27 protein-coding genes are annotated in these 22,166 nt (G+C 59.0%); 6 read left to right on the forward strand and 21 right to left on the reverse strand.

What is annotated here, in order from left to right; all coding sequences use genetic code 11:
- Window positions 1-5: 5 nt before the first annotated feature.
- Complete coding sequence (locus tag ACNO7C_RS08755) at window positions 6-716, reverse strand: glycerophosphodiester phosphodiesterase (protein ID WP_460024727.1); 711 nt, start codon at window positions 714-716, stop codon at window positions 6-8.
- 89 nt (window positions 717-805) lie between these two features.
- On the opposite strand from ACNO7C_RS08755, the gene ACNO7C_RS08760 reads away from it, so the two are divergent.
- Entirely contained in the window at window positions 806-1,165 is a 360-nt protein-coding gene (locus ACNO7C_RS08760) for a hypothetical protein (protein WP_460024728.1), read from the forward strand.
- Window positions 1,166-1,171: 6 nt separating this feature from the next.
- On the opposite strand, the gene ACNO7C_RS08765 is transcribed toward ACNO7C_RS08760, so the two are convergent.
- The 13 genes from ACNO7C_RS08765 to ACNO7C_RS08825 all read right to left on the reverse strand — a co-directional run bounded on the left by ACNO7C_RS08765 (window position 1,172) and on the right by ACNO7C_RS08825 (window position 12,079).
- Window positions 1,172-1,939 (reverse strand): iron-sulfur cluster-binding protein, encoded by a 768-nt coding sequence (locus ACNO7C_RS08765; RefSeq protein WP_460024729.1) that lies wholly within the window; start codon window positions 1,937-1,939, stop codon window positions 1,172-1,174.
- Window positions 1,939-2,409: an aspartate carbamoyltransferase regulatory subunit gene (gene pyrI / locus ACNO7C_RS08770; RefSeq protein WP_460024730.1), complete on the reverse strand. Its 471-nt coding sequence runs from the start codon at window positions 2,407-2,409 to the stop codon at window positions 1,939-1,941. The genes ACNO7C_RS08765 and pyrI overlap by 1 nt, the downstream gene beginning before the upstream one ends.
- A gap of 4 nt (window positions 2,410-2,413) precedes the next feature.
- The gene (gene pyrB, locus ACNO7C_RS08775; protein ID WP_460024731.1) at window positions 2,414-3,331 is read right to left on the reverse strand and encodes an aspartate carbamoyltransferase; all 918 of its coding nucleotides are present in this window, start codon (window positions 3,329-3,331) and stop codon (window positions 2,414-2,416) included.
- Window positions 3,324-3,854: an orotate phosphoribosyltransferase gene (gene pyrE / locus ACNO7C_RS08780; protein WP_460024732.1), complete on the reverse strand. Its 531-nt coding sequence runs from the start codon at window positions 3,852-3,854 to the stop codon at window positions 3,324-3,326. Before pyrE ends, pyrB begins: the two co-directional genes overlap by 8 nt.
- Window positions 3,844-4,530, reverse strand: a complete 687-nt coding sequence (locus ACNO7C_RS08785) for an orotidine 5'-phosphate decarboxylase (RefSeq protein WP_460024733.1) — start codon at window positions 4,528-4,530, stop codon at window positions 3,844-3,846. The genes pyrE and ACNO7C_RS08785 overlap by 11 nt, the downstream gene beginning before the upstream one ends.
- A gap of 144 nt (window positions 4,531-4,674) precedes the next feature.
- The gene (locus ACNO7C_RS08790) at window positions 4,675-4,905 is read right to left on the reverse strand and encodes a hypothetical protein (RefSeq protein ID WP_460024734.1); all 231 of its coding nucleotides are present in this window, start codon (window positions 4,903-4,905) and stop codon (window positions 4,675-4,677) included.
- A gap of 42 nt (window positions 4,906-4,947) precedes the next feature.
- Window positions 4,948-5,076, reverse strand: a complete 129-nt coding sequence (locus ACNO7C_RS08795; RefSeq protein ID WP_460024735.1) for a hypothetical protein — start codon at window positions 5,074-5,076, stop codon at window positions 4,948-4,950.
- 774 nt (window positions 5,077-5,850) lie between these two features.
- Window positions 5,851-6,267, reverse strand: coding sequence for a type II toxin-antitoxin system VapC family toxin (locus ACNO7C_RS08800; protein WP_460024736.1), 417 nt, complete (start codon window positions 6,265-6,267; stop codon window positions 5,851-5,853).
- A gap of 3 nt (window positions 6,268-6,270) precedes the next feature.
- The gene (locus ACNO7C_RS08805; RefSeq protein WP_460025926.1) at window positions 6,271-6,495 is read right to left on the reverse strand and encodes a type II toxin-antitoxin system CcdA family antitoxin; all 225 of its coding nucleotides are present in this window, start codon (window positions 6,493-6,495) and stop codon (window positions 6,271-6,273) included.
- A 377-nt stretch (window positions 6,496-6,872) separates the two neighbouring features.
- Entirely contained in the window at window positions 6,873-7,751 is an 879-nt protein-coding gene (gene nrfD, locus ACNO7C_RS08810; protein WP_460024737.1) for an NrfD/PsrC family molybdoenzyme membrane anchor subunit, read from the reverse strand.
- Window positions 7,748-8,311: a 4Fe-4S dicluster domain-containing protein gene (locus ACNO7C_RS08815; RefSeq protein WP_460024738.1), complete on the reverse strand. Its 564-nt coding sequence runs from the start codon at window positions 8,309-8,311 to the stop codon at window positions 7,748-7,750. The genes nrfD and ACNO7C_RS08815 overlap by 4 nt, the downstream gene beginning before the upstream one ends.
- Window positions 8,308-10,749, reverse strand: coding sequence for a molybdopterin-dependent oxidoreductase (locus ACNO7C_RS08820; RefSeq protein WP_460024739.1), 2,442 nt, complete (start codon window positions 10,747-10,749; stop codon window positions 8,308-8,310). Before ACNO7C_RS08820 ends, ACNO7C_RS08815 begins: the two co-directional genes overlap by 4 nt.
- Window positions 10,750-10,840: 91 nt before the next feature.
- A complete protein-coding gene (locus ACNO7C_RS08825; protein ID WP_460024740.1) occupies window positions 10,841-12,079 on the reverse strand; it encodes a glycosyltransferase in 1,239 nt (412 codons plus the stop codon).
- A 72-nt stretch (window positions 12,080-12,151) separates the two neighbouring features.
- Between ACNO7C_RS08825 and ACNO7C_RS08830 the strand changes: the two genes are divergently transcribed.
- Entirely contained in the window at window positions 12,152-13,183 is a 1,032-nt protein-coding gene (locus ACNO7C_RS08830; RefSeq protein WP_460024741.1) for a TrmB family transcriptional regulator, read from the forward strand.
- Window positions 13,184-13,192: 9 nt separating this feature from the next.
- Here the strand turns inward: ACNO7C_RS08830 and ACNO7C_RS08835 are convergent, their stop codons facing one another.
- From ACNO7C_RS08835 to ACNO7C_RS08860, 6 genes are all read right to left on the reverse strand, one after another.
- On the reverse strand, window positions 13,193-14,032 hold the full coding sequence (locus ACNO7C_RS08835; RefSeq protein ID WP_460024742.1) for a carbohydrate ABC transporter permease: 840 nt from the start codon (window positions 14,030-14,032) through the stop codon (window positions 13,193-13,195).
- On the reverse strand, window positions 14,029-14,913 hold the full coding sequence (locus tag ACNO7C_RS08840) for a carbohydrate ABC transporter permease (protein ID WP_460024743.1): 885 nt from the start codon (window positions 14,911-14,913) through the stop codon (window positions 14,029-14,031). Before ACNO7C_RS08840 ends, ACNO7C_RS08835 begins: the two co-directional genes overlap by 4 nt.
- 53 nt (window positions 14,914-14,966) lie before the next feature.
- The gene (locus ACNO7C_RS08845; protein ID WP_460024744.1) at window positions 14,967-16,319 is read right to left on the reverse strand and encodes an ABC transporter substrate-binding protein; all 1,353 of its coding nucleotides are present in this window, start codon (window positions 16,317-16,319) and stop codon (window positions 14,967-14,969) included.
- A gap of 300 nt (window positions 16,320-16,619) precedes the next feature.
- Complete coding sequence (locus ACNO7C_RS08850) at window positions 16,620-16,847, reverse strand: type II toxin-antitoxin system HicB family antitoxin (protein WP_460024745.1); 228 nt, start codon at window positions 16,845-16,847, stop codon at window positions 16,620-16,622.
- A gap of 87 nt (window positions 16,848-16,934) precedes the next feature.
- Window positions 16,935-17,174: an NAD(P)-dependent oxidoreductase gene (locus tag ACNO7C_RS08855; RefSeq protein ID WP_460024746.1), complete on the reverse strand. Its 240-nt coding sequence runs from the start codon at window positions 17,172-17,174 to the stop codon at window positions 16,935-16,937.
- A complete protein-coding gene (locus ACNO7C_RS08860; RefSeq protein WP_460024747.1) occupies window positions 17,132-17,662 on the reverse strand; it encodes an NAD(P)-dependent oxidoreductase in 531 nt (176 codons plus the stop codon). The genes ACNO7C_RS08855 and ACNO7C_RS08860 overlap by 43 nt, the downstream gene beginning before the upstream one ends.
- Window positions 17,663-17,767: 105 nt before the next feature.
- Between ACNO7C_RS08860 and ACNO7C_RS08865 the strand changes: the two genes are divergently transcribed.
- Together ACNO7C_RS08865 and ACNO7C_RS08870 are read left to right on the forward strand one after the other, a co-directional pair.
- Window positions 17,768-18,544 carry an HpcH/HpaI aldolase family protein gene (locus ACNO7C_RS08865; protein WP_460024748.1) on the forward strand — a complete coding sequence of 259 codons (777 nt, stop codon included), beginning with the start codon at window positions 17,768-17,770 and terminating at the stop codon, window positions 18,542-18,544.
- Between the two features lie 203 nt (window positions 18,545-18,747).
- Window positions 18,748-19,053, forward strand: coding sequence for a pepsin/retropepsin-like aspartic protease family protein (locus tag ACNO7C_RS08870; RefSeq protein WP_318537028.1), 306 nt, complete (start codon window positions 18,748-18,750; stop codon window positions 19,051-19,053).
- Here ACNO7C_RS08870 and mntA read toward each other — a convergent pair.
- Entirely contained in the window at window positions 19,050-19,871 is an 822-nt protein-coding gene (gene mntA / locus ACNO7C_RS08875) for a type VII toxin-antitoxin system MntA family adenylyltransferase antitoxin (RefSeq protein ID WP_460024749.1), read from the reverse strand. The genes ACNO7C_RS08870 and mntA overlap by 4 nt on opposite strands.
- Window positions 19,872-19,997: 126 nt before the next feature.
- On the opposite strand from mntA, the gene ACNO7C_RS08880 reads away from it, so the two are divergent.
- On the forward strand, window positions 19,998-21,290 hold the full coding sequence (locus ACNO7C_RS08880; RefSeq protein ID WP_460024750.1) for a dihydroorotase: 1,293 nt from the start codon (window positions 19,998-20,000) through the stop codon (window positions 21,288-21,290).
- Window positions 21,247-22,161 (forward strand): dihydroorotate dehydrogenase PyrD, encoded by a 915-nt coding sequence (gene pyrD / locus ACNO7C_RS08885; protein ID WP_460024751.1) that lies wholly within the window; start codon window positions 21,247-21,249, stop codon window positions 22,159-22,161. The genes ACNO7C_RS08880 and pyrD overlap by 44 nt, the downstream gene beginning before the upstream one ends.
- Window positions 22,162-22,166: the final 5 nt, after the last annotated feature.

The raw sequence follows: 22,166 nt of genomic DNA on the forward strand, positions 1-22,166 counted from the left end.
CAGGCCTATAACGCTGCTTTCTCTCTGATGGGCTTCAAGAGGCAGGGGTTGTCGGTGATTATGCCGTCCACCCCCATTTCTACAAGCCTCTCCGCCTCCTCGAGGCTGTTCACGGTCCACGTGATCACGCTGTAGCCTTCCCGCTTGATCTTCGCGACGAGGTCCCTCGTCAGGATCTCGTGCGACGGCAGGATGGCGACGGCTCCGAGCCTGCGGGCTATGTCCAGGTACTCGTCGTCCCACTCCTCGACGAGGACACCGATGTCCAGCTGGGGCTCGAGCTTCCTCAGCTTCTCAAGCGGGGCTGGGAGAAACGACGTCACGAGCGCCTCGTCGAGCATGTCGAGCTCTCGGAGCGCCTCGGCGACCTCTTCCTCGACTCCCTGAACCTTGATCTCGATGTCGACGTATAGCCTGCCTTTAGCTAGCGCGAGCACCTCCCTTAGTGTCGGAACCCTTGCTAAGCCCCCGACCCGCACCTTCTGCAGGTCGCTGTATCTGGATTCGCTCACCTTGAGGTTTACCCCCGCGACGCGGTCAAGCTCGTCGTCGTGGGCGATGACGGCCACTCCGTCGAGGGTCCTGCGCACGTCGAACTCGATGCCCGTCGCGCCGCACTCCAGGGCCTTGAGGAAGCTCGGGAGGGTGTTCTCGGGAGCTAGGGCCTCGGCGCCCCTGTGGCCCGTCAGGATGAATTTTCGCTTCAGCTGGGTCACACGTCTCAGTTGTAGCGTTGCGTAATAAGCTTTGCTGCAAAGAGTGAAAAAGCTTAAACGCCAGCTCTTACTTTGCTTTTTCGGTAGGCATGGGTTACATACCTAAGGCCCTCCTCAGGAGGCTTTACGTGAAGGGTAGCATGCGGGCGACCGGCGAGGAGCTGTCCTTCAAGCTCAGGAACACGCTGGCGACAGCTCAGGTCGACGCCCCTGTTAAAGTTCAGGTGGACGGCAACCCCGTCAAGCAGGAAGACGTGCAACTCCTGCTCAACGGGCAACCCTACACTAGCCAGCCGTCCCCCTCGCAGCCGCTGGAGGTCCCCGTCGGCGCGGAGCTAGAACTCCGCGTTAAGGGCCCCTACTCGAAGGGCAAGCACAAGGTCAGCGTGGAGGTTTCTATCAGGGGCTACGGGACTGGAGTGATAGAGTTCGAGGACGAGGCCCAGTAAAGAACTCTATTTCCAGTAAAGAATTCTATTTTTGAAAAACACTTTAGAGAGAACTTCTCCCCCGAAGACAGGCCCGTCCCTGCAAACCCGCAACCCGACGGGCTCCAGGACGCACGAGCCGCATACTCCTACAGCGCACCTCATGTACCTCTCCATCGAGGCCTCGAAGCGAACCCCCCTCTCCAGGGCAAGCGAGAGCGCTTTCTCGATGAGCGGCTCCGGCCCGCAGGCGTACACCGCGTCAACGGGCCCCTCCGAGATGAGGCGCGAGGCCTCGTCGGAGGCAAGCCCCTTAACACCCAGGCTGCCGTCGTCTGTGGTGAGCACCACCCGGCAGTAGCGCTGGAATGAGTCGGCGAGGAAGACCTCTCTCGCCGTCCTGAAGCCTAGGACGGCGCTGCACGAGGCCCCGGCTTCTCTTGAGACGCGAGCGAGGAAGTGCAGGGGGGCCACCCCGCTCCCGCCCCCTACCAGGAGCACCCTGGATCCGCTCGGTGGCACCGTGAACGGGACGCCGTAGGGGCCTCTCACGTGGAGCACTGACCCGCTGTGCACGGCGTCGTATATGTAGCCCGTCACCTTACCCTTCCTGGTGATGGCGAGCAGGAGCTCCCCGTCGCTGTAGTCCGCGACGCTTAGCGGTATCTCGCCGACACCGGGCACCCAGAGCATGACGAACTGTCCGGGCTTCGGTGTGGCCAGCTCGACGGACAGCTTTAGGATCGTTGTGCTCCCGGCTCTCCTCGCCTCCTTGACGGGCGCCCGCAGGTACACTACTGAGACACCAGCTGGGACAGCGCCTCCTCTCCGAACTCCTCGTCGCAGTAGGCGCACCTGAGCTTGAGGGGCTGACGGGAGACCACGATTATCCTTGGCGTGATGGGCTCGCGAGGCGAGTTCGAGACGCAGAGGGGGTTGACGCACCTCAGGATGCCCACGATCTCCTCCGGGACGCTGACCCTCCTCTTCTCCACGACCTGGTAGTCGCGAACGATGTTGATCGTGGCTGTCGGAGCGATGAGGGCGATCTTGTCGACCTCTTCGGGCTTGAGGAACCTGTCCTCTATCTTCACGATGTCCTTTCTGCCCAGCTTCCTGCTCTCCACGTGCATCACCAGGGCTACAGTTGCGCCCTCCCTCCCTGAGATGCCGAGGATCTTCAGGACGTCGAGGGACCTTCCAGCCGGGATGTGGTCTATGACCGTCCCGTTTCTGATCTTACGCACGATCAGCCTGTCCTCCACATTCTCACCCCTTAAGTATCAGCTTGAGCAACGCCATCCTCACCCAAACCCCCAGCTTCGCCTGCTCGAAGTAGTACGCGTGCCTCGTCCGGTCCACGTCGAACGCGATCTCATCCACCCTAGGCAAGGGGTGCATGACCACCAGGTCTTCCTTGGCCCTGGCGAGGCTCTTAGAGGTCACGACGTAGCTGCCCTTCACCTTCTCGTACTCCGCCGGGTCGGGGAAGCGCTCCTTCTGCACCCGCGTGACGTAGAGGACGTCAAGCTCCGGCAGAACACTCTCGAGGTCCGACACCTCCTCGTAGCTGACGCCCGCCTTCTCCAAGACCTCCACAACCTCCGGCCTGGCTCTGAGGAGAGGGGGAGAGACCAGGTAAACCTTCCTAGGCCTGAACTTCGAGAGGGCTAGGATGAAGCTGGCCGCCGCGCGCCCGAACCTCAGGTCGCCGAGCACTCCGTAGGTCAGCCCGTCGACCCTTCCCTTGGCGCTCCTCACGGTGTAGAGGTCGAGCATAGCCTGGGTTGGGTGGTGCTTCCTCCCGTCGCCCGCGTTGATCACCGGGGCCTCGGCTATCTCCGCCGCGTACCTCGCCGCCCCCTCAAGCCTGTGCCTCACGACAATCACGTCGGCGTAGGAGTCGAGCATCCTTATCGTGTCGGCGAAGTTCTCCCCCTTGGCCACCGAGCTCCTCTCCAGCTCACCGAGGTCTATGTAGGAGCCTCCCAGCTTCAGCATCGCGGACTGAAAGCTCAGCCTCGTCCGCGTGCTGGGCTCGAAGAAGGCGGTCGCCATGATGAAGCCCGAGAGAGCACCCGCGTACGCCGCGGGGTTCGACCTCACGCGGTCGGTCTCGGCGAACAGCTCCTCCAGCTCCTCGCGGCTGAAGTCCAGGATTGAGAGGACGTCCCTGCCCCTAAGCACGCGGCTCCACCTCGAGGAGCTTCCTCAGCGTCGTCAGGCTTACTAGCTTGACCCCCTCGGCCTCGAGCGCTTCGCGGGCGCCCTCCTCCCTGTCCACCACGACTAGAGCGGTGTCTTCGACGAGCCCGTGGGCTCTAGCCACGCGGAGCGCCTCGAGAAGGGAACCGCCGGTCGTGGCGACGTCGTCGAGCAGGAGAACCTTAGCGCCGGGCTCAAAGTCCCCCTCGAGCTGCCTCTGCGTGCCGTGGTCCTTCCTGTCCCTCCGAACGTAGACCAGCGGCTTCGAGAGAGCTAGAGCGACCCCCGTTGCGAGGGGCAGACCCCCCACAGCGATGCCGCAGACGGCGTCGAACCTGTGCTTGAGCGCCTCGCGGGCCATCTCGTCTATCAGGAGCTTGAACTCCCTTGGGTGGGACGGGAGCTTCCTCAAGTCGACGTAAACGTTGCTAACCTTCCCCGAGGACAGCTTGAAAACGCCCCGCTGCACGGCGCCAACGCTCCAAAGCAGCTCCTCAACCCCCATGCAAAACCACCCTTTGAGCCTCAACTATCCTCTCGAGCTCGCCCAGGGGGTCTTCGGCCAGGACGACAGACCTCCCTACGATCTCGAAATCAGCTCCAGCGCGCAGCGCGGAGGCCGGAGGCGCGCCCTGAACCCCCACGCCGGGCGAGAGGATGACCGCCTCCCTCAGCCTCTCCCTGGCGGCGCGTATCGTGCTCGGCTTGGTGGCCGCGACGACGAGGCCTCTAAGCCCGAGCTCAGACGCGTAGTCCAGCAACTCCTGGAAGTGCGCGTCGACAAGGCTGTTGGGGCAGGTCATGGAGGCGAGCCCGAATACGTCCAGCGAGACCGCGGGCACCTTGCTGAGGCAGCGCGGGAAGAGGTGGACTATGGCCCCGTCGAAGCCGAGGGCCTCCAGCAGGGAAAGCTCCTCGGAGACGATGTCTCCTATGTCTGCTAGCTTGAAGTCGGCGAGGAAGTAGAGGTCTTCGCGGTAGCCCTCGATGAGCCTCGCCACGCCAGTAGGTCCCGCTCTAATGAAAGCTGGGAGGCCGATCTTAACCCCGGCTAGCAGGTGCGCGGTTCTGCCGAGAAGGTGAGTCCAGTAGGCTAGCGGGTCTTCCCCTTTGAAGTAGTCGAGCGCCAGTATGACCCGAGACTCCTTCCGCTTACCAACGTGCTCCAGCTTCCAGGGCAAACGCCCGCCTCGACAACTCCTCCTGACCTAATAAATCTATCCTTCAGGGAGAAGCAGATTTAAGCCCCCATCCGCAACGGGTAGTCCTCGCGTTGCTCGGCTACAGCCTCGAGGAGCTGGCATGCGGCGAGCAGGCGCTCAAGCTCATCCGGCGCGGAGCCGGAGCTGCCTCCGGTATAGCATGACCGTCGCTATATGCGTGTATATCCTGGCCTTGCGGACGTAGCCGTATGCTGGAGAAGCAGTCGCACCTGTATTTTCCCCGTGGATCCACACGTTGTACCAGGGGTACGTGTCTCCCAGCTCCGCTAGCCCTTTGACAAGCCAGTGCTCCACGCCAACCCTCTCAACCTTCCCGGCGAGGAGCCTGTACACGGCGCGGTAGAGCCACTCCGCGGGCTTATCGGGGAAAGATGATTACGGCTCACCTAAAGCCTCGAGCAGGTCCCCATGATTCTCAGTTAGCTTTTCGTCGCAGTGGCCGTAGAGGGCGCACCTCACCAGCGCCCAGGCCAGCCTGCCCTCACTGCTCTTTACTCTCGCCAACTGCCAGCACCCACAGTGCCTTCTCATTAACGGGGACGGTGACGCCTGCGGGGTGCGGGCTTCTCCTCGGGTAGCCGTGGTCGATAAGCCTCACGTGGTCGCCAGCTCCGCCGCCCTGAGCCACACTCCCAGAGAGGGTGTAGCGAGTGGCTTCACTTTCAGCCTACACTCCGAAAGGGAGATAAACCTCCTCAACGCCACGCACGACGGTAGAGCAGTTGGCCGCCGCTGCCGCTGAGGCGTGGCGGCCGCCGGCTGCTCCTCCCCGGAAGCCCCCGAGAGGGGCAGGCCCACTGGGCGATGCGTCGCCCCCGTGGGGCAACCCCGAGGCCGAAGAAAAATGACGAGGAGTTAAGGGGGCCAGTGGGGGCAGTTAAAGGGGGAGCGTGGAGGGGCACTTCTACTTCGAAAAGGACTATACTAGGCTCATCGGGTTCAACCTGAAAGTGTTTTGAGAAACTCAAGTCCTGTAGCTCTGCTAGCCCCCGGAACTCTGGCCTCTGGTGGTACTCCAGGGCGATAGTCATTCTCTCGTTTTCCCCTGTTTTCCCTGTTCGTCTCATACTTTCCCTAAACAACCGAGAAATGAAGAGAAGTTAAAGGAAGTACCCTAAAGGCGATGAATGGTGAGCAGCTGTCAGGCTCATGCGACATCGTGCATCCCTGGCACCTTCGAGACAATGGAGCATAAACCGGTGCTGAGCTCAGGTAAGTGCCGCGAGGTGATGTTGACTTCACTAGTAAAGCGAGGCGTCAGGACTTGAGCAGAGACCTTCAGGTGATTTCGGAGTTAGAGCCCAGCGCCTCCAGGAGGCTTCTCACGTTGATAGACTCGGGAAACCGAAGCAGATCCCGGTCTTCCGTGACGAGCCTCATCCGGCGAGCTCTGGCCGAGTAGAGATAGGCTGCATCGTAGAAAGTTAGGTTCTCACTGTACGCGAGCTTTAAGACCTCCGAAATCCCAGGGAAGTTAAGCACTGTTACATAGCTGAGCGCACTCTCGAAGAGCCTAAGGGCGGCGTCGAGGTCCCGGATACTGCCCTTCCTATACTCTTTCAGCAACGCATTTCCCACCTCATACGCTGTTAGGTCGAGCACGGCAAACAGCCTCGCGTGATCCACGAACTCCTCTTTAAGAGTGGCTACGAGCGGGTAAACGGCTGAAGCGTCCAGCAGAAACCTGGGGGCCATACCCTACCTCTCGAGCCTCGACTCCTTAACCGCGGAAGCCCACTCCTCGAAACCTACGTCCATGGATCTCAGGGCCTCCTCAACGAGCGCCTTGAACCTCTCCCTTTTAACCTTGCGAACCTCCTCCTCGAGGGCTCTCTCAACGACCTCCCTTACGTCTATCCCCAGCTTCGCAGCCTCCTCCTTAAGACCCCGCCGCACTCTGACAGAAATTACATCGGAGGGCACTTCTCCCACCGTATACCCTTACTCTTGTATACTGCTAAGCGGTAAATAAAGTTGGCGCTCTCACAGCGCGTTATTCAGCGCCGGGAAAGCGTCGCTAGTTTCGCGGCACCTAGCAAGGTCAAGCTTGCAAGCATAGAACACATTTTATGGAACCCCGGTTCTCGATGCGCCCCTCCCCTTTCTCATGCCTCTAGAAAGCTACTGGGGTTCGATGGCAATAGGTCGAGAGTTCTGCGCATCACATAGTGTGTGGCGGCTTACACGTCGCTCTGTGCCTGCGGATCTTCGCTCTGTGTAAGTAGCAATACAGAGGTTTTTTGCAAAAGTGAAAAGTAAAAATTAAAGGTAAAAAAGAATTATTTTGTTAGACTTTGTCCTTAGAGACCTAGCACTTCGAATATTCCCGCTTGTATCACGAGGGTCCTTAGCACCAAGGCTCCGAGCAGGCCCAGGATAGCGGCCGCGAGGGCCAGCCTTCGGTCCTCCTTCTTCAGGAGGAGGAGGCCGAGGGCTAGCGGCGCTAGGACGCCGAGGAGCACTAGGCCGATCCAGAAGGCCGCCGCGAGCTCGCCGACGAGTAGCGCTTCGGCGCTCATCTTCGCGGCGACGTTGCCGGAGTAGAGGGCGACGTTGATCAGTGCTGCCAGGGCCGCAAGCTCGGCCACGTCCAGGGCTAGGCCGCTCGTGGTGAGGAACCTCGTAACCCTCTCGTCGTGAACCAGTATTTTGAGGATAGCGACCGCGCATATCGAGGCGCTGATCAGCCACAGTATTGGTATCAGCGAGGTGTTCCAGAACGGTACGCCGGGCGCCGAGGAGATGAGGAAGCCGCTGTAGAGCGTAACGAGCAGGCCGATCAGGGCTAGCACTGCCAGGAAGTACTTGTTGTCGGTGATCTTAGCCATCGCCGGCAGGGCCGTGTGCCTGAGCGCTACGGCTAGGGTGGCGAGGAGCAGGAGGAAAAGCAGGCTGATACCGAGGGTCATCCAGGAGACGGCCAGCTTCGCTAGGAACACTCCGCTCGCCAGCGAGCCCAGGATGGCTAGGGGCATGTTGGCCGGCCGGGAGAGGTCGGCGACGACGAACAGCAGTGCCAGCACAACGCTCCCGAAGACAGTGAGCGAGAGCTCGCGCAGCTTCTCCTCCACTTTCGCGAAGCGCATCAGCGCGTACGCCACGCTACCCATCCCTGCTATCCCTGCAAACCACAGGAAAGGCCCTATCAGGAACGGAGACCAAACCTCCTGGAAGCTCATGGTCCCACCCTTACGAAGAACTTGGGCTCAGTGCCCTTATACTCGAGCAACCTGATTATGCGGCCTGAAGCCAGCCTCTTGCTGATCTCGCTGTTGGGATCGTCGATGTCGCCGAAGGCCCTGGCGCCGGCCGGGCACACCGCCACGCAGACGGGCTCGAGGCCCGCGGCCACCCTGCTCTGGCACTCCTCCCCCATGCATTTCTCTGGTAGGCCGGTCTCGTCGTCCAGCCACCTGGCCCCGTAGGGGCACGCGGTCATGCAGTACTTGCACCCGATGCACAGCGCGGGGTTGATCTTGACCAGGCCGTCCTTGTCCTTGTAGCTCGCGCCCGTGGGGCAGACGGCGACGCAGGGGGCGTTGTCGCAGTGCTGGCACTGCACGAGAAGCATGTAAGGCTTCGCCTTGAGGTCGAAGTTGATCCTCCTGATGTTGCTCCTGATCCAGCCCCACGTCCTGTTCTCCCTGGTGCTGGAGCCGTAGTTAGCCGCGTTGCAGGCGGCTATGCAGGCGCCGCACCCTATGCATGTGGACTGGTCCCAGAGGTGCGCCAGCCTCATGCTCCCACCCTCATGACCCTAACGGTAGAGTTAAGACCAGTTGAACCGTTCAGGGGCTCGAGCCAGCTTAGAGTGAACTTGTTGGGGTTGATGCCCTCCTTCATGACCTCGTACTCCCCGCTTATCAGCTTCGACGTCCTGCCTCCGGCTCTGTTGTAGACGAATAGGACGCCCTCGCGGACGCGGTTCGTCACCCTAACGCGCGCCCTCTGCTTGACTCCGTTGTCGAGGCCCTCGAGCTCGATCAGGTCCCCGTCCCTTATACCCAGGCGCTCGGCGTCCTTCGGGTTCATCCAGACCCTCCTGTCGGCGAGGAAGATAATGTTCTTCGTCCAAACCGCGTGCACGGTCACGAACTGGTCCCGGCCGTTCACGAGGTAGAACTCGTTGGGGGCTGTGGGCTTCTTGTAGGGCGGAGGCTTCCACTTCGGCAGCGGGTCGTCCTTGTACTGGAGGGCGCGGAGGCTGTAAATCTCCACGAGACCGCTGGGTGTACCGAGCGTCCCGGGCCCGGCCTTCGGCGTCCACTGCTTGAACACGTAGAAGCCCTTCGTCTCCAGGGCTTTCTCGATCTCCTCCACCGGCACGTTCCAGCCCTTGGACAGGCTCTCCAGGACCTTCTTCTTCACCAGGATCTCGAACTCCTCGAAGTTGTGATAGTCAGCGTACTTCTCCGTGTAGCCGACCGCTGCCGCCCTGTCGGGGACTGTGCGCCTGACGATCTCCATCATGATCCAGAAGCCGTTCCTTGCGTCGACTCCGGGCGGCGGGTCGAGAACCTTGTGGGAGAGCTGTATGGCGGCATGCGGCGTCCACTTCACCGTCGCCAGCTCCTCGCGCTCGAGGTAGATGTTGTCGGGGAGCACGTAGTCCGCCCAGTCGACGCTGTCGTTTGGCACGACGTCTATCACAACGACGAGGTCGAGCTTCTTCAGCGCCTCGATGAGCTTCTGGGTGTTCACGTCCCGGGTGAAGGGCTCCGTGCCGACGATGAAGAGGGCCTTGACGGGGTACGGCTGGCTGGTCAGCACCGCGTCTAGAACGGCGTCGAAGACGTGCGGGACGGCGGGGTACTTCAGCGTGTCGATCCTCTTCGCCGTGATCGGGGGCAGCGTGCCGCCCGTGATCGTTGTCACCTTGTCGGCCGCCGCTGTGGCTGAGGCGGGGAACTTCGCGCCCAGCTGGATGTAGAGGCCTCCCCTCGTCTCTATGCTTCCGACGAGCGCGTTCAGGGTGAGCGCTGCCCTGAATGCGTCGGAGTCGTTGGCGTTCTTCGAACTCCACCAGCCGTCCTCCACGACGCCCTTCGCTGTAGCGAACTCCCGGGCGATCCTCCTGATCGTCTCGGCGGGCACGCCGGTGATCTTCTCGGCCTCCTCGGGCGGGTACTGCGCGGCCCTCTCCTTAAGCAGGGTGAAGGCGGTCCTGACCTTGCCGACGCCAGGGGCCTCGCCCTCCCACTCGAGCGCCGGGTTCTTGGCCGCCTTGTAGCTCACGAAGTCCTTCGCGTCGAGGTCGTACACCATGAAGTCGGAGGTGTCCTTCCCGATGTCCTTCCCGGTGAGCGCGGAGCCGTCGGGCTTTATGAGGAGGCAGGCGTTCGTGTACTTCTTGACCCAGGGCTCGTCGTAGAGCTTCTCCTGGATGATCACGTGTATCATGGAGAGCAGGAAGGCGGCGTCGGTCCCGGGTATGATCGGGACCCACTCGGCCTCGGACATCGCGGCGTTGCCCATCCTCGGGTCAACGAACACCAACTTCACGCCCCTCTCGCGGGCCTTCTGAAGCCTCTGAACCATCCCCATCGCGGCGTTCAGGACCCTGCCGACGAACACTATGTAGCGGGCGTTCTCGTAGTCGGGGTCCACGGCGGGCGGGCCTCCGGCGGCGAGCACGAGCTGCCGGGCGTAGGTGGAGGCGTTGTGGCAACAGGAGGCGTGCTGGATTATGTTGGGGGTGCCTAGAGTGTAGGCTATGAGCGGCAGGTGCCACGCGTAGAAGTCGTGGTACGTGAACACGACGCTCTCGGGCCCGTACTTGGATATTATCTCCTTCAGCTTCTGCGTGATCTCGTTGAGGGCGGTGTCCCAGTCGACCTCCTGGAACTTAGCCTCGCCCCTCTCGCCGACCCTCTTAAGCGGCTTCTTCAGCCGGAGGGGGTGGTTCCAGAGCTGGATGGACGAGGCCGCCCTAGCGCAGAGGCCCGGCTGGGGGTGCTCCGGGTTGGGCTCAAAGTACATGGTCCCGTTCCTCTTGACGAAGTACAGCCCGCAACCGGCGCCGCACATGTTGCACATCACGGGGGCTTTCTCCTCAGCCGCGAGGCTCTGGGGCTGGCTTGGAGGCTTCACGACAAGGCTTACGGGCCACTTAACGGCCGTGGCCGCGGCGAGGAAGGCGCCGAGCTTGATGGCGTCCCTCCTTGTGATCTCCGTCATACGTTATTAAACACGTATCAAAACATATATAAAACCTTATGTACAGCTCTCGATATTTTCATGTAAAAATATCGATATGTATGCGTATATGCTAATAACCGCATAGAAGGCTGGAGAAGAAGGCCAAGTACCTTTGAACGTGCCGAGTGATGACGAAGTTCTCGAGCACGTGCTCCCTGCCCGCTTCCCCGAGCCTTGCCCTCGTGCCGGGTTCGCTCAGGAGCCTGGCCGCCTTTTCGGCCAGCTCGGGCACACTCCATCCCGTGAGCCCAGTACGCCCATCTATCACCTGCAGCTTGACCCCTCCCACGGGCCTAGCAACCACTGGCACGCTCTTCCACAGGAACTCTGTTACCGCGAGCCCGAAGCCCTCCCTGATCGCCGTGTGGAGGCCAACGGTAGTTACGCGCTGCAGCGCGTTAACCTCTAGGTCGTGGACGCCCTGCTGGTCTGTGAGCATATGGATGTTTTCGTCGCCGGCCACGTAGTCCCGGACTTTCTCGTAGAACAACGCCCCCTCTGGGTCGTCGCGCGCCATGGAGGAGATTAGGAGGAGCTGCGTCCCCGGGTGGCTCCTGGCAACAACTCTGTAGACGTCGACGGCCGAGAAGACGTCCTTCCAGGGGTCGAACCTCGCCACCTTCGCGAGGATGGGTTTTGAGGTGTCAACCCCGAACTTCCCAGCGATGTTCTCAATGAGGCTTGAGTCGAGCGGCCTGTTCTTGTCGCTCAAGGGGTCTATGCTCGGCGGGGAGACGAGGGCGCGGTCCGCGAATTCTGGTTTCACGTAATCCTTTGTGTGTACGATGACGCCCTCGTAGAGGGGTAGCAGCTGAGAGATAAGACCATAGACTTTTTGGTTTGGTGTGGAGACATCTATGTGGCACCGCCAAACCCATATTCTCCCCCTCTTTTTCGCGAAAAGAGGTATAGCCATTGGCTGTGGGTCGTGTACGAGCACGATGTCAGCGTCGAGGTCTAGTGTTTCGGCGTTGTACTGGTTCCACTTCATGTAGGTTTTCCACTCCTCCTCTGTTAGCTCAACCTGCGTGTTGCCCTGCAGGGCGTTGTGGATCTTCTTTGTCACCTGGAAGAAGTCTGGCTCAGCCTCAAGAACCTGCCAGTCAGCGTCGATGCCTAGTGATCTCATGAGGGGGACCATGCTGTGGAGTATTTCAGCCACACCTCCGCCGTAGCTCGTCGAGTTTACGTGGACGACTCGCTTCCCCTCAAGCCTCGCTGCGACCTGTAGGAGCTCGTTGTAGGCGCCGTCGCCGATAATGCTCCTGTAGTCCTCAGCCCTTCTCGCGTACTTTGGCTTCGCTCTCATTTCACTACCACTTTAAGGTAGTAGTTGATGGATTAAATATATTTTTATTTACGCAGGTATCTATGCGGGAGGATGTCGGAGAGAGTGTACAGGCTGTTGAGGCAGGTGGGTCTCAAGCCGTACGAGGCTAAGGTCCTAGCGGTCTTACTCGATGGGGTGCCTAGAACAGCTGGTGAAATCTCAGCTACCACCGGCGTCCCCCAACCTCGCGTGTACAGCGTCCTCGATTCGCTCAGCGCAATGGGTCTTGTGGACATTAAACTGGGTAAACCTAAGAAGTACCGGGTGACAGACCCGCTTTCCTCGATCGAACGTGTGGTAAGCTCCAAGATGGGTGAGCTGGCGTCTCTAAAATCTCAGATCCAGGAGGAGCTGAAGGAGCTGAGAGGTAGCACCTTCACCACTGAGCCTCCTGACGTCTGGGTCATCAAAAATAGGGAGGAGGCTTTAACGCGTATAAGGAGAGCTATTGAAAGCGCAAACTACGAGGTCGCAACCGGGCTAAACCTGGAGACTTTCACCGCTCTCAGCGGCAGCTTGAGCGCTCTAGCCAGCGAATCCGGGGGCGCGTCACTAGCAATCACCCTATACGGAGACTTCCTAAAGAGCGGGTTTGATAGTTCCCTCGCAAAGGGGAACTGCGAGATCAGGGTAAGACGTATCCCAATAACCCCCCTTGTAATCATAGACTCCTCGAGGGCTTTTATCCTTGAGAGAACGTACATCCTCGAGATAACGGAGGAGGGGCTTCTCCGGATGCTGTCAGACTTCTACTACCACTCGGTGTGGAGGGTGGGGGACATAGTCAAAGGATTTCAGCCGGCGCCAGGAAGGGTGGTGAGCTTCACAGATGTATGGCTGGCTGCAGGGTTCGTGAGGAGGTGCATGGAGGAGTCGCACACGGCTAGAGTTGTGGTGGAGGGCTTCAGCAGGCAGGGGGTAAGGGGTGTTCTAGAGGGTGAGGTTATAGACCTTATTGAGAACGGGAATGGTGTGCAGATCTCTCTTATCCTCAACACCGCCGCGGGCAGAGTGAGTGTGGGTGGTCGCGGAGCGACGCTCGAGGAGTTCGAGGGTAGAGTGTTCAGGATAACCCCGCTCTAGAGAAAAGTCTTAGCCTTTTATGGCCCAACCCGCGAAGCCCCTCACGTAGTATCTTCTGAAAGCCGTGTATATCAGGAGCGGCGGGATCAGCGCAAGTATAGCTCCGGCGCTTAGAAGACCCCAGTCGATGTGGTACTCCCCTTTTAGGAGCGCGATCCGCTGGGTTATGACCCAGTTGTCCGGAGACGCTAGGAACACCATCGCGTAGAAAAAGTCTCCCCACACCCACGTGAACTGTATCGCGGAGGCCGCTATTACAGCGGGCACAACTACAGGAAGGAGGACTTTGAGCAAGATCGTTGCCTCAGATGCCCCGTCCACACGGGCCGATTCAACGAGGCTACTCGGGATCAGCCTCAGGTAGTTTCTCATGAAGAACGTTATCCACGGAACGCCCCAAGCTGAGTGGAGGAGTATGAGGCCTATCAGCTTGTCCAGCAACCCCACCCTTGCATAGAGTAGGTAAAGCGGGATCACCACCATCTGCTGGGGGACTGACATCATGAACAGGATTGAAACGAAGAGCAGGGTCTTGCCTCTAAAGCTCAGGTAGGTGAGGGAGTACGCCAGAAGGGATGCAAGGAGAACGGGCAGGAGCGTGCTAGCGGTTGCGACGACCAGCGAGTTCCTGAAACCTGCTAGGAGGTTGTAGGACGGGTTTTGGAGCGCCTCGAAATAGTTCTTGAGGCTGTACGTGCCGCCGATGCTCCACCAGCCCTGAAGTATGACCTCGGAGTAGGGCTTCAGGGAAGTCACGACTAATCCTACGAACGGGAGGGACCACAGCGCAGCGAAAACCAGGAGTGCCGATGAGATGGCGACTTTCTTGACGCTAACACGCCTCCTCACTGTTTCTCACCCGAGAGGACGCTCTTAACGTACATGGTGGCGGGTACTAGCGTGAGCAGGGCGAGGATCGTGGCTACAGCCGCAGCCTTGTTGTACTCGAGGGCACTGGCGAAGTAGTTGTACATTATAAGGGCGAGAACTGTGGAAGAGCCCCCGGGACCACCTCCTGTAGCCACGTAGACGATGTCGAATATCTTGAGTATCCACATTATGGTCATTAGCGCCACAACCAGCGTTACGGGCCTAAGCTGCGGAAGCACCACCTTGAAGAAAACCTGCACAGGAGAAGCGCCGTCGATCACAGCGGCCTCAATGGTCGTTCTCGGTATCGCGTCAAGCCCCGCCGAGAATATCGTCACGCTGAAGCCCAGCCAGAGCCACACGGAGCCCAGGATTAGGGCGAAGAGCGCGGTTTGAGGGTATATTGTCCAAGTCCTCGCCAGCTCCTGTACGCCAAGCAGGGAGAACACTCTGGGGAAGACGCCTATGTCTGCGTCGAACATGAACCTTATGACCAGACCGCTCACAACGCCCGGTAGGACCATTCCTAGGAATATTATGCTTCTGACGACGCTGCTACCGTATGTCTCACGGAGCAGGTAGGCAAGAACGACGCCCAGGAATAAGACTAAAGGCAAGCCGATAGCTATCCAGAGGGCATTGTGGATCAGAGCACCCCAAGGAGGATAGGGTCCAGGCTCGGGGTAGATTAAGGCTTTGAGCGGTGATTTTTCGAATATAACATCGACGTAGTTACTGAAAGATAGACCTGCCTGAGTGGTGAAGCTGAGAACCACAGTGGCCAGTATGGGGTACACGACCCAAACCCCCAGCACCGCTAGGGGTAATAGCAGGAAAATCAAAAAATCGCCTGCCCTCATCACCTCTCCCCAGAGAAAAAACATGAAACATGTTTTTATCGTTACATTCAACCCTACGGTTTAGGCTGAGACGCTTCGAGCGTCTTCAGCACGCTATCAAGCGCGCCCGGGTTAACCCAGAGGAGCTTCAGCTGGTCCCAGAAGAGCTTCTGCCAGTCTCCACCGATCGAGTCGTCGAGGTCAGGCAGGATGCTCATCCCCTTTCCGGCAATCTTCTTGTAGACTGACTGCATTGGGGGCCACAGGGATTCAACCGGCGCTTTCTTCCACGTGGGAATCTTGCCGGAAGGCACGCTGACGTGGACGACCTGACCCTCGGTTGCTAGGAACTTCAAGAAGTCGAGCGCAGCGTCAAGGTTCTTGGTGTACTTCGGCACGAAGGCGTAGTCAGCTCCTCCTACAACCCCTTTCGACTCAGGGAGTGGGAAGAAGTCCAGGTCATTGGGATCGTCGACCATGCCTGTGATCCAGGTCCCCATGAAGTAAAGGCCGTGCTCCCCCGCCCACCACTTCGTAACCGCTGTTGTCCACTCGATGGGCTCGCTGAAGTACCCTTTGGAGATCAGGGGTACAAGCTTGTTAGCGAAAACATCCCTTACCTTAGGGTCAGTGAACCTCACCTTCCCGCTTATCAGGTCCAGCTGGAGCTGGGGGCCGCCGTAGGCTATGAGAAAGTGCTCCACGATATCGCTCTCGGGCCAGCCAACACCGTCACCAGTTGCGATCGGGTTTTTGATGCCAGGTATTCCCCTAATCTTCTCAAGGAGGCTGACGAACTCATCGTAGCTCTTCGGCTCGCTGAGCCCATACTTCTGGAAGAACGACTTCCTGTACCAGAACCCAGGCTTAAGCCACATCGTGAACGGGACACCGTAGATCTTGCTACCGTCCTTCACCTGGTCTACGATGCCGGAAACGTAGTCGTTCTCGTTTATGATACCGCTCACGTCGACGACATGCCCCTCTTTACCCATTTTAACTATCCACCATGCCCACCCGAAGATCACGTCGCCCGGAGCAATACCGGCGGCGAACTGGACAGGCATAACAGCTGCGACGTCCTCAGCCCTCATAGTCCTGTACTCTATCTCCACGTTAGGGTGCGTCTTCTTGTAGGCATCTATGACGGCTTGGAAGTACTCGGCCTCCTTACCGGACCACGGCCCAATAACCACCAGCCTAACAGGAGCTGCTGGCGCCGGCGCCTGCGCGGCCCCCTCGAGTTTCCCGACTCGCGAGGAAAGCTGGTCGACTGTGGACTTAAGCTGAGACACCGATGACTGCAAGTCCGAGATTGAGGCTGAGATAGACTGCAGGACTAGCACCGCGTAGCCGCTGAGGAGAATCGATATGACTGCTAGAGCCAGGGCTATTGTAGTCAATCTTTTTTCTTGCTGGCTCATCATGCTTTAAGCAACACCAGATATATTTATATGTTTCCATTACTACCACAACTAGGTAGTAGTTATATTTAGGACAAAAACCTAAGGATAAAAAATCATCATAAAAATTAAAACCCTTTACCGAGTACTAGAAACTTTTCATGCGATTTCACTAGGCTTAGTTCCCTTGTCTAATTCCTCGTGTAGAGGAATAGTTAGGATTTGCGTAGGAATTCTTTTTAGTTTAACAGGCCCCTCTTCTGAGAGGCTACCGTAAATCCGAATCTGGAGAATATTTTAACTAAGTCTCTCCCACTTAGTACTTTAAGCTTCGGCATAGGAGGGGACTTCTATGCTTACTAGGATAGAAAAGTCTGGGTGAATATCCCATTCGCTTAAATCTTCTCCTTCAAGATGAAGATGTATAGCTTCCCATATGTTTTCTACTGCTTTGTCTAGAGTCTTACCCTGGCTGACAACTGGGAGATCAAGGCACTCTGTAACGTAATACTTTTCTCCCTTGTAAATCCTTACGTGGATAATTTTCTTCATAATAATGTGTAAGGGTGTACTCAGCTTTTTCAACTTTTACTCTAGTTTACTCTAGAGAACACTTTATAATACTAACCATTAGTTGAATTATTTACGCATCCCCCATGTACAAGCCAAAGCCAGAACTTTTTGCAATGCACATAGAAGACCTATCACATGATATGTCTGTGGCGTGAGGGGGGCATGTAGCATTATTATGTCTGACTCCTTGAGAAGAGTTTCTAAGTCTACTAGCTGTGCACCAATCCTGGCGGCTCCTTCCGGTTTCACGTAGGGGTCAAAGGTCAGCACTCGAGCGTTAAAGCCCTTGGCAAATATCTCAGCCACACGCCCCCTATGTTGCCGATCCCTATAACTCCCACAGTTTTTGTACGGATGTTGAAGCCGATGATCTTTCCGCACTCAGACCACTTCCCCTGCTTTACGAGGGTGTAAGAGTAGCATACCTTGCGTACAACGTTGAGGCACAGAGCAACTGCGAGTTCGGCAACGGCGTCTCGCTCCTTGAAGCCAGGCACCCTGGTTACGATGACCCCTTCCTCGGTTGCGGCTTTCACGTCAACATTGTCCACACCTATACCGTGCCTGGCGAGCAGGAGGACATCCTTGTTGGTCCTGAAGAACTCCTCATCGTAAGTGGGTGTGACGCTTGCTATGATAAAGTGGTAACCTCTGAGCCTCTCGGCGAGTTCTCTGCCCCTAAGCTTTTTATCGACCTCTATAAAGTCGACTTGAGCTTGCTTCCTTAACTCGTCAAGGAGTTCTGGGGCGTTAACGCCGAAAGAGCGCGAATTGACGACAGCGACTTTGTACATTGCCTCCTCGGGTTAACGATGGAGAGAGTGTTAGATATACGTAAGTGTCCAAACAGGTTAGGCGAATTTCAAATAACTTGACTAATGTTAAAAGCTCGATACAAAATGTTCGGCAAGCTACCCGGACTCATTAAGCAGAAACAGGTGAGCTTCGGCGCATGGGTGACTATAGCAAACCCGGAGGTTCCTGAAATGCTCTCCCTGCTCGGCTTTGACTGGCTCCTCTTTGACCTGGAGCACGCGCCGATCGACTACCAGCACCTCGAGCACATGCTTATGGGTGTTAGGAGCGACGCGACGCCGCTCGTGCGGGTGCCTTTCAACGACCCCGTTTACGTGAAACGGGTACTTGACTTAGGTGTGGCAGGCGTTCTTTTCCCGCTCATCAACAGGAAGGAGGATGCCGAGCTTGCGGTGAAGTCGGTGAGGTACCCGCCTGAGGGTATAAGGGGGGTTGGACCTAGAAGAGCGGCGTCCTGGGGGCTCAGGACAGAGGAGTACTTCAGGGAGGCTCGTAACATTCTCGTCATCGTGCAGATTGAAACTCGTGAGGCTGTTGAGAGAGCTGAAGAGATCCTGGCGGTTGAAGGGGTGAGCGCATTCTTCATTGGGCCAAACGACCTTTCATTCTCGTACGGTAAGAGGTCCTGGAAGGACGAGGTTGTGAGGAAAGCCGTCGAGAGACTAGCGGAGGTCTCAGAGCAGACAGGCGTGCCCGGTGGCATGTACTGCTCCGACAACGAGTCTCTCGAGTTCGCTCTGAGGAGCGGCTTCAAGCTAATCGCTCTCGGTAGCGACTATCGCTTTCTGGTTGCGGGGGCACGCGAGAGGCTGGCGCGTGCAAGAGAACTCTTGCAAGCCTCCTCGACGCTTCAACGCTAGTGCAGACAGCTCCTGTGTTGCCGGCGCGATGCCTCATTTTTAGGGGCAAAGGCTCCTCTGAGAGCTGCGCTGTCAAGCTCGCGTTTCTCGGTTTTAAAGTTTATCTACGTCTTGCTGTGTAATATCAAGGGGGATAGTTTGATGGGCTTCGTTAGGGTTAGGTCAGGATATACAACCCCGCGGACAGGTCGAGGTTCGCCGACGTGGAGGGAGTGGTGGACACGGGGGCTATATACACTGTGGTCAGCAGGAGGCTTCTGGAGTCCATAGGCATTGCCCCCGTCGAGAAGAGGGTCTTCAAGGCCTTCGGCGGGGAGGTTGTCAGGGAGGTGGGGGTTGCCGAGGTAGAGCTTATGGGGAGGAGGGGCGGAGTAACCCTCATCTTCGGCGAAGACGGTGAATCTGCTATCCTGGGCGCCACAGCGCTCGAGTCGCTGGGGCTTGAAGTGGACCCTATTAAGAACACACTCAAGGAGGCGCAACTCCTCATGTTGCCGGGTATGTCTTAACGGCTCTCGTTCCTCGGCTTTCCAGGCTGGAGTCGTGCCTGGAGCCTCCTGTAGTAGATGTCCATGAGGTCCTCCTCGTCCAGGACTCGCGAGTACTCGCGTGCAGCCCAGGACCTGAACCAGCGCTCGTCCTCCACGTAGAGGGGGACAGCGTCCCTGAGAACCTTGTATAGCAGCTCGTTCGGGGCCTCGCTTAAGTCCACGATATCGACCTCCGCGCCGCCCCAGAGCCGTGAGAGCTCGCCCGCTATCGCGTCCAGCTCCCGGAGGCTCAGCTGCCGCCCTGCGAGAACGGCAACGTCGTAGTCGCTCGCCTCGCTGTAGTCGCCCCTAGCCCTTGACCCGAAGAGCAGGAGGGCCTTGACGCCGTAGCTTCTAAGCAGAGCGAGGAGGCTCTCCGGTAGAGGTGGCGGGTCAACGCCTCTCTCCTCGGTTATGCGGAGGAGGAGTCCCGCGAGGCGCGGGACGCGGTCCCGTGCCTGAAGGTAAACCTCCCTGAGCTCGGTTAAGTCCAGGAGCCTATAGGCGTGTGCTAGCCTGTTCCTGTTCCTCGCCAGTAGGGAGATGAGCTCAGCGTCCCCTGAACCTATGAGGCCGTTCTCAGCGAGTACATGGCCGATACCCGCGTAGGTTGGCGGCTTCCTGAGCCCTAGCTCCGCTACGAGCGCCGCCAGGGCGTCGAGCAGGTCCTGGTGAGCCTCGTAGAGGAACCACCGCAGCGACGCTTCCCCGTAGGCGTCCAGCGAGGTTTTGTTCGCCAGCTCCCCGGCCTTGCTCAAGGCCTCGACGGCTCTGGAAACCAGTGATCTTATTTCCACAAAGTTGACTTTGGCTAACCGAGAGATAAGCCTTTGCACGGCTCCCCGCTACTTGCTCACCAGCTGGTCTTCCGCCGGGCCCCTCGTTTAGCCAAGCTTAATAGATACGGTTCTGCATAAGATTGGATGACCGTAGACCTAGTTGTCATCGGGAAGGCCTACCTGGGTGGCCGCTTCGAGGAGGTGGCTATAGCCGTTGACGGCGGCGTTATAGTCGGCGTCACGAAGCCCCCTCTAGCCCCGCCCAGCGACGCGAGGGTGGAGTTCGGCGAGAAGTTCCTTGTCCTCCCCGGGATGGTTGACCTCCACGTCCACATGCGGGAGCCGGGGTTGGAGTACAAGGAGGATTGGCGCTCGGGGTCGAGGGCTGCGGTCAAGGGGGGCGTCACGCTCGTGGTGGACATGCCGAACAACAGGCCGCCTTCTAATAGCTGCGATAGGCTTCGCGAGAAGCTCCAACGGGCCTCCGAGAAGTCATTGGTGGACTTCGCTTTCTACGCGGGCTTCAACCCGAGGCTAGAAAAGCTGGAGGATTGCGGGGAGCTCTACGTGGGCTTAAAGCTGTACCCCGAGGATCTCTTCGCTCAGGATGCCGTGAGCGTCTTCAGGCGCGCGGCCAGCGTAGGTAAGCCCGTCGTGGTCCACGCCGAGGACCCCTCGTTCTTCAGGAAGTCGCGGAGGCACAGCGAGGCCCGGCCCCCAGTGGCCGAGAGGGCTGGGATCCTGAGGGCCTTAGACCTCGCAGAGGCTACAGGTGCGTGGCTCCACGTCACCCACCTGAGCACGGAGATAGGGTTGCTCGAGGTGCTGCGGGCGAAGGTGTCTGCACGTCATCGCGTGACGTTCGACGTAACCCCTCACCACGCTCTTTTGAGCGAGGCCCTCTACTCCTCCCCCCTCTCCAAGGTCGCCGTTGTCAACCCCCCTCTCCGCAGCGAGGGAGACGTGAGGGCCGTGTACGCTAGCCTGAGGAGCGGCCTCGCCGACGCCCTCGTCACGGACCACGCGCCGCACAGCCTCGAGGAGAAGCTCGCCGACAATCCTGCGCCCGGTTTCCCGGGGCTGGAGCTGGCGCTCCACCTCCTGCTCGACGAGATCCTCTCGGGGAGGCTGGGTCTACCTGCACTCGAGCTGTACTGCAGGAGGCCTGCGGAGCTCATGGGCTTCAGCAAGGGCTTGATAGCGCCGGGCTTCGACGAAGACCTCGTGGTGGTGGCGAAGGAGGAGTGGAGGGTGAGGGGGGAGGAGCTCGAGTCGAGGGCCAAGTACACCCCCTTCGAGGGGCGGGTGCTTCGGACGAAGACCCACGCCGTGTACGTCCGGGGGATAGAGGTATATACTGCCGGCTACTTTATGGTCGAGAAGGGTGGGAGGCTTGCCGTCCCTCGAGGTCGAGCTAGCGGGTTTGAGGCTCCGTAACCCCACCGTCCTCGCATCCGGCATCCTGGGGACCAGCGCGAGCCTGGCGAGGAGGGTTGAGGAGGCCGGGGCCGGGGCTTTCACGACGAAGACTATAACCCCCGAGCCCAGGAGGGGCTACGAGAACCCGATCTTCGTCGAGCTGGAGCACGGCTTCCTCAACGCCATAGGGCTCGCCAACCCCGGGATCGAGGCGTTCTGCTCGGAGCTCAGAGCGATGAGGGAAACCCTATCTATACCCGTCATCCTCAGCGCGGGAGGGGGGAGGCTGGAGGACTTCGTGGAGGTGGCTGCAAGGGGCGTGGAGTGCGGTGCTCAGGCGGTCGAGCTGAACGTCTCGTGCCCACACGTCAAGGGCATGGGCGCTGAGGTTGGGGACAACCCTGAGGTTGTGGCCCGGATAGTGGCGGAGCTCAGCGGCTCCGTTGAGGCTCCGGTGCTCGTCAAGCTCTCCCCTCACCACGACTACTTGAGGGTGGCTGAGAAGGCTATCGGGGCGGGCGCCTCGGGCTTGACGGCGATAAACACCATCCGCGGAATGGCTATAGACATCTACGCCCGTAGGCCCGTGCTCAGCAACAGGTACGGCGGGTACTCGGGTCCGGGGATAAGGCCTGTGGCCGTCAAGGTAGTGTACGACCTTTACGAGAGGTTCGGCGACGTGCCGATCATCGGCGTCGGGGGTGTTGACTCCTGGCAGGCCGCCGTCGAGATGATTCTCGCGGGCGCCTCGGCTGTGGGTGTTGGCTCCAGCATAGCGAAGAAGGACCTCGCGCTCTTCAGCGAGATAGCGAGGGGGCTGTCTAAGTACCTGGAGGACGAGGGCTTCGCCTCCGTGAAGGAGATCGTGGGCCTAGCCCACAAGTTTTAAAGCCT

It is taken from the genome of Infirmifilum tikiterense, assembly GCF_054696565.1.

What these genes read in the sequence shown, in the direction of transcription:
- ACNO7C_RS08850 (WP_460024745.1), bottom strand. Translation starts at nt 16,847, where the DNA reads ATGAAGAAAATTATCCACGTAAGGATTTACAAGGGAGAAAAGTATTAC.
- ACNO7C_RS08815 (WP_460024738.1), bottom strand. Translation starts at nt 8,311, where the DNA reads ATGAGGCTGGCGCACCTCTGGGACCAGTCCACATGCATAGGGTGCGGC.
- ACNO7C_RS08800 (WP_460024736.1), bottom strand. Translation starts at nt 6,267, where the DNA reads ATGGCCCCCAGGTTTCTGCTGGACGCTTCAGCCGTTTACCCGCTCGTA.
- ACNO7C_RS08845 (WP_460024744.1), bottom strand. Translation starts at nt 16,319, where the DNA reads ATGATGAGCCAGCAAGAAAAAAGATTGACTACAATAGCCCTGGCTCTA.
- ACNO7C_RS08880 (WP_460024750.1), top strand. Translation starts at nt 19,998, where the DNA reads ATGACCGTAGACCTAGTTGTCATCGGGAAGGCCTACCTGGGTGGCCGC.
- pyrE (WP_460024732.1), bottom strand. Translation starts at nt 3,854, where the DNA reads ATGGGGGTTGAGGAGCTGCTTTGGAGCGTTGGCGCCGTGCAGCGGGGC.
- ACNO7C_RS08820 (WP_460024739.1), bottom strand. Translation starts at nt 10,749, where the DNA reads ATGACGGAGATCACAAGGAGGGACGCCATCAAGCTCGGCGCCTTCCTC.
- ACNO7C_RS08860 (WP_460024747.1), bottom strand. Translation starts at nt 17,662, where the DNA reads ATGTACAAAGTCGCTGTCGTCAATTCGCGCTCTTTCGGCGTTAACGCC.
- ACNO7C_RS08760 (WP_460024728.1), top strand. Translation starts at nt 806, where the DNA reads ATGGGTTACATACCTAAGGCCCTCCTCAGGAGGCTTTACGTGAAGGGT.
- ACNO7C_RS08830 (WP_460024741.1), top strand. Translation starts at nt 12,152, where the DNA reads ATGTCGGAGAGAGTGTACAGGCTGTTGAGGCAGGTGGGTCTCAAGCCG.
- ACNO7C_RS08865 (WP_460024748.1), top strand. Translation starts at nt 17,768, where the DNA reads ATGTTCGGCAAGCTACCCGGACTCATTAAGCAGAAACAGGTGAGCTTC.
- nrfD (WP_460024737.1), bottom strand. Translation starts at nt 7,751, where the DNA reads ATGAGCTTCCAGGAGGTTTGGTCTCCGTTCCTGATAGGGCCTTTCCTG.
- ACNO7C_RS08840 (WP_460024743.1), bottom strand. Translation starts at nt 14,913, where the DNA reads ATGAGGGCAGGCGATTTTTTGATTTTCCTGCTATTACCCCTAGCGGTG.
- ACNO7C_RS08825 (WP_460024740.1), bottom strand. Translation starts at nt 12,079, where the DNA reads ATGAGAGCGAAGCCAAAGTACGCGAGAAGGGCTGAGGACTACAGGAGC.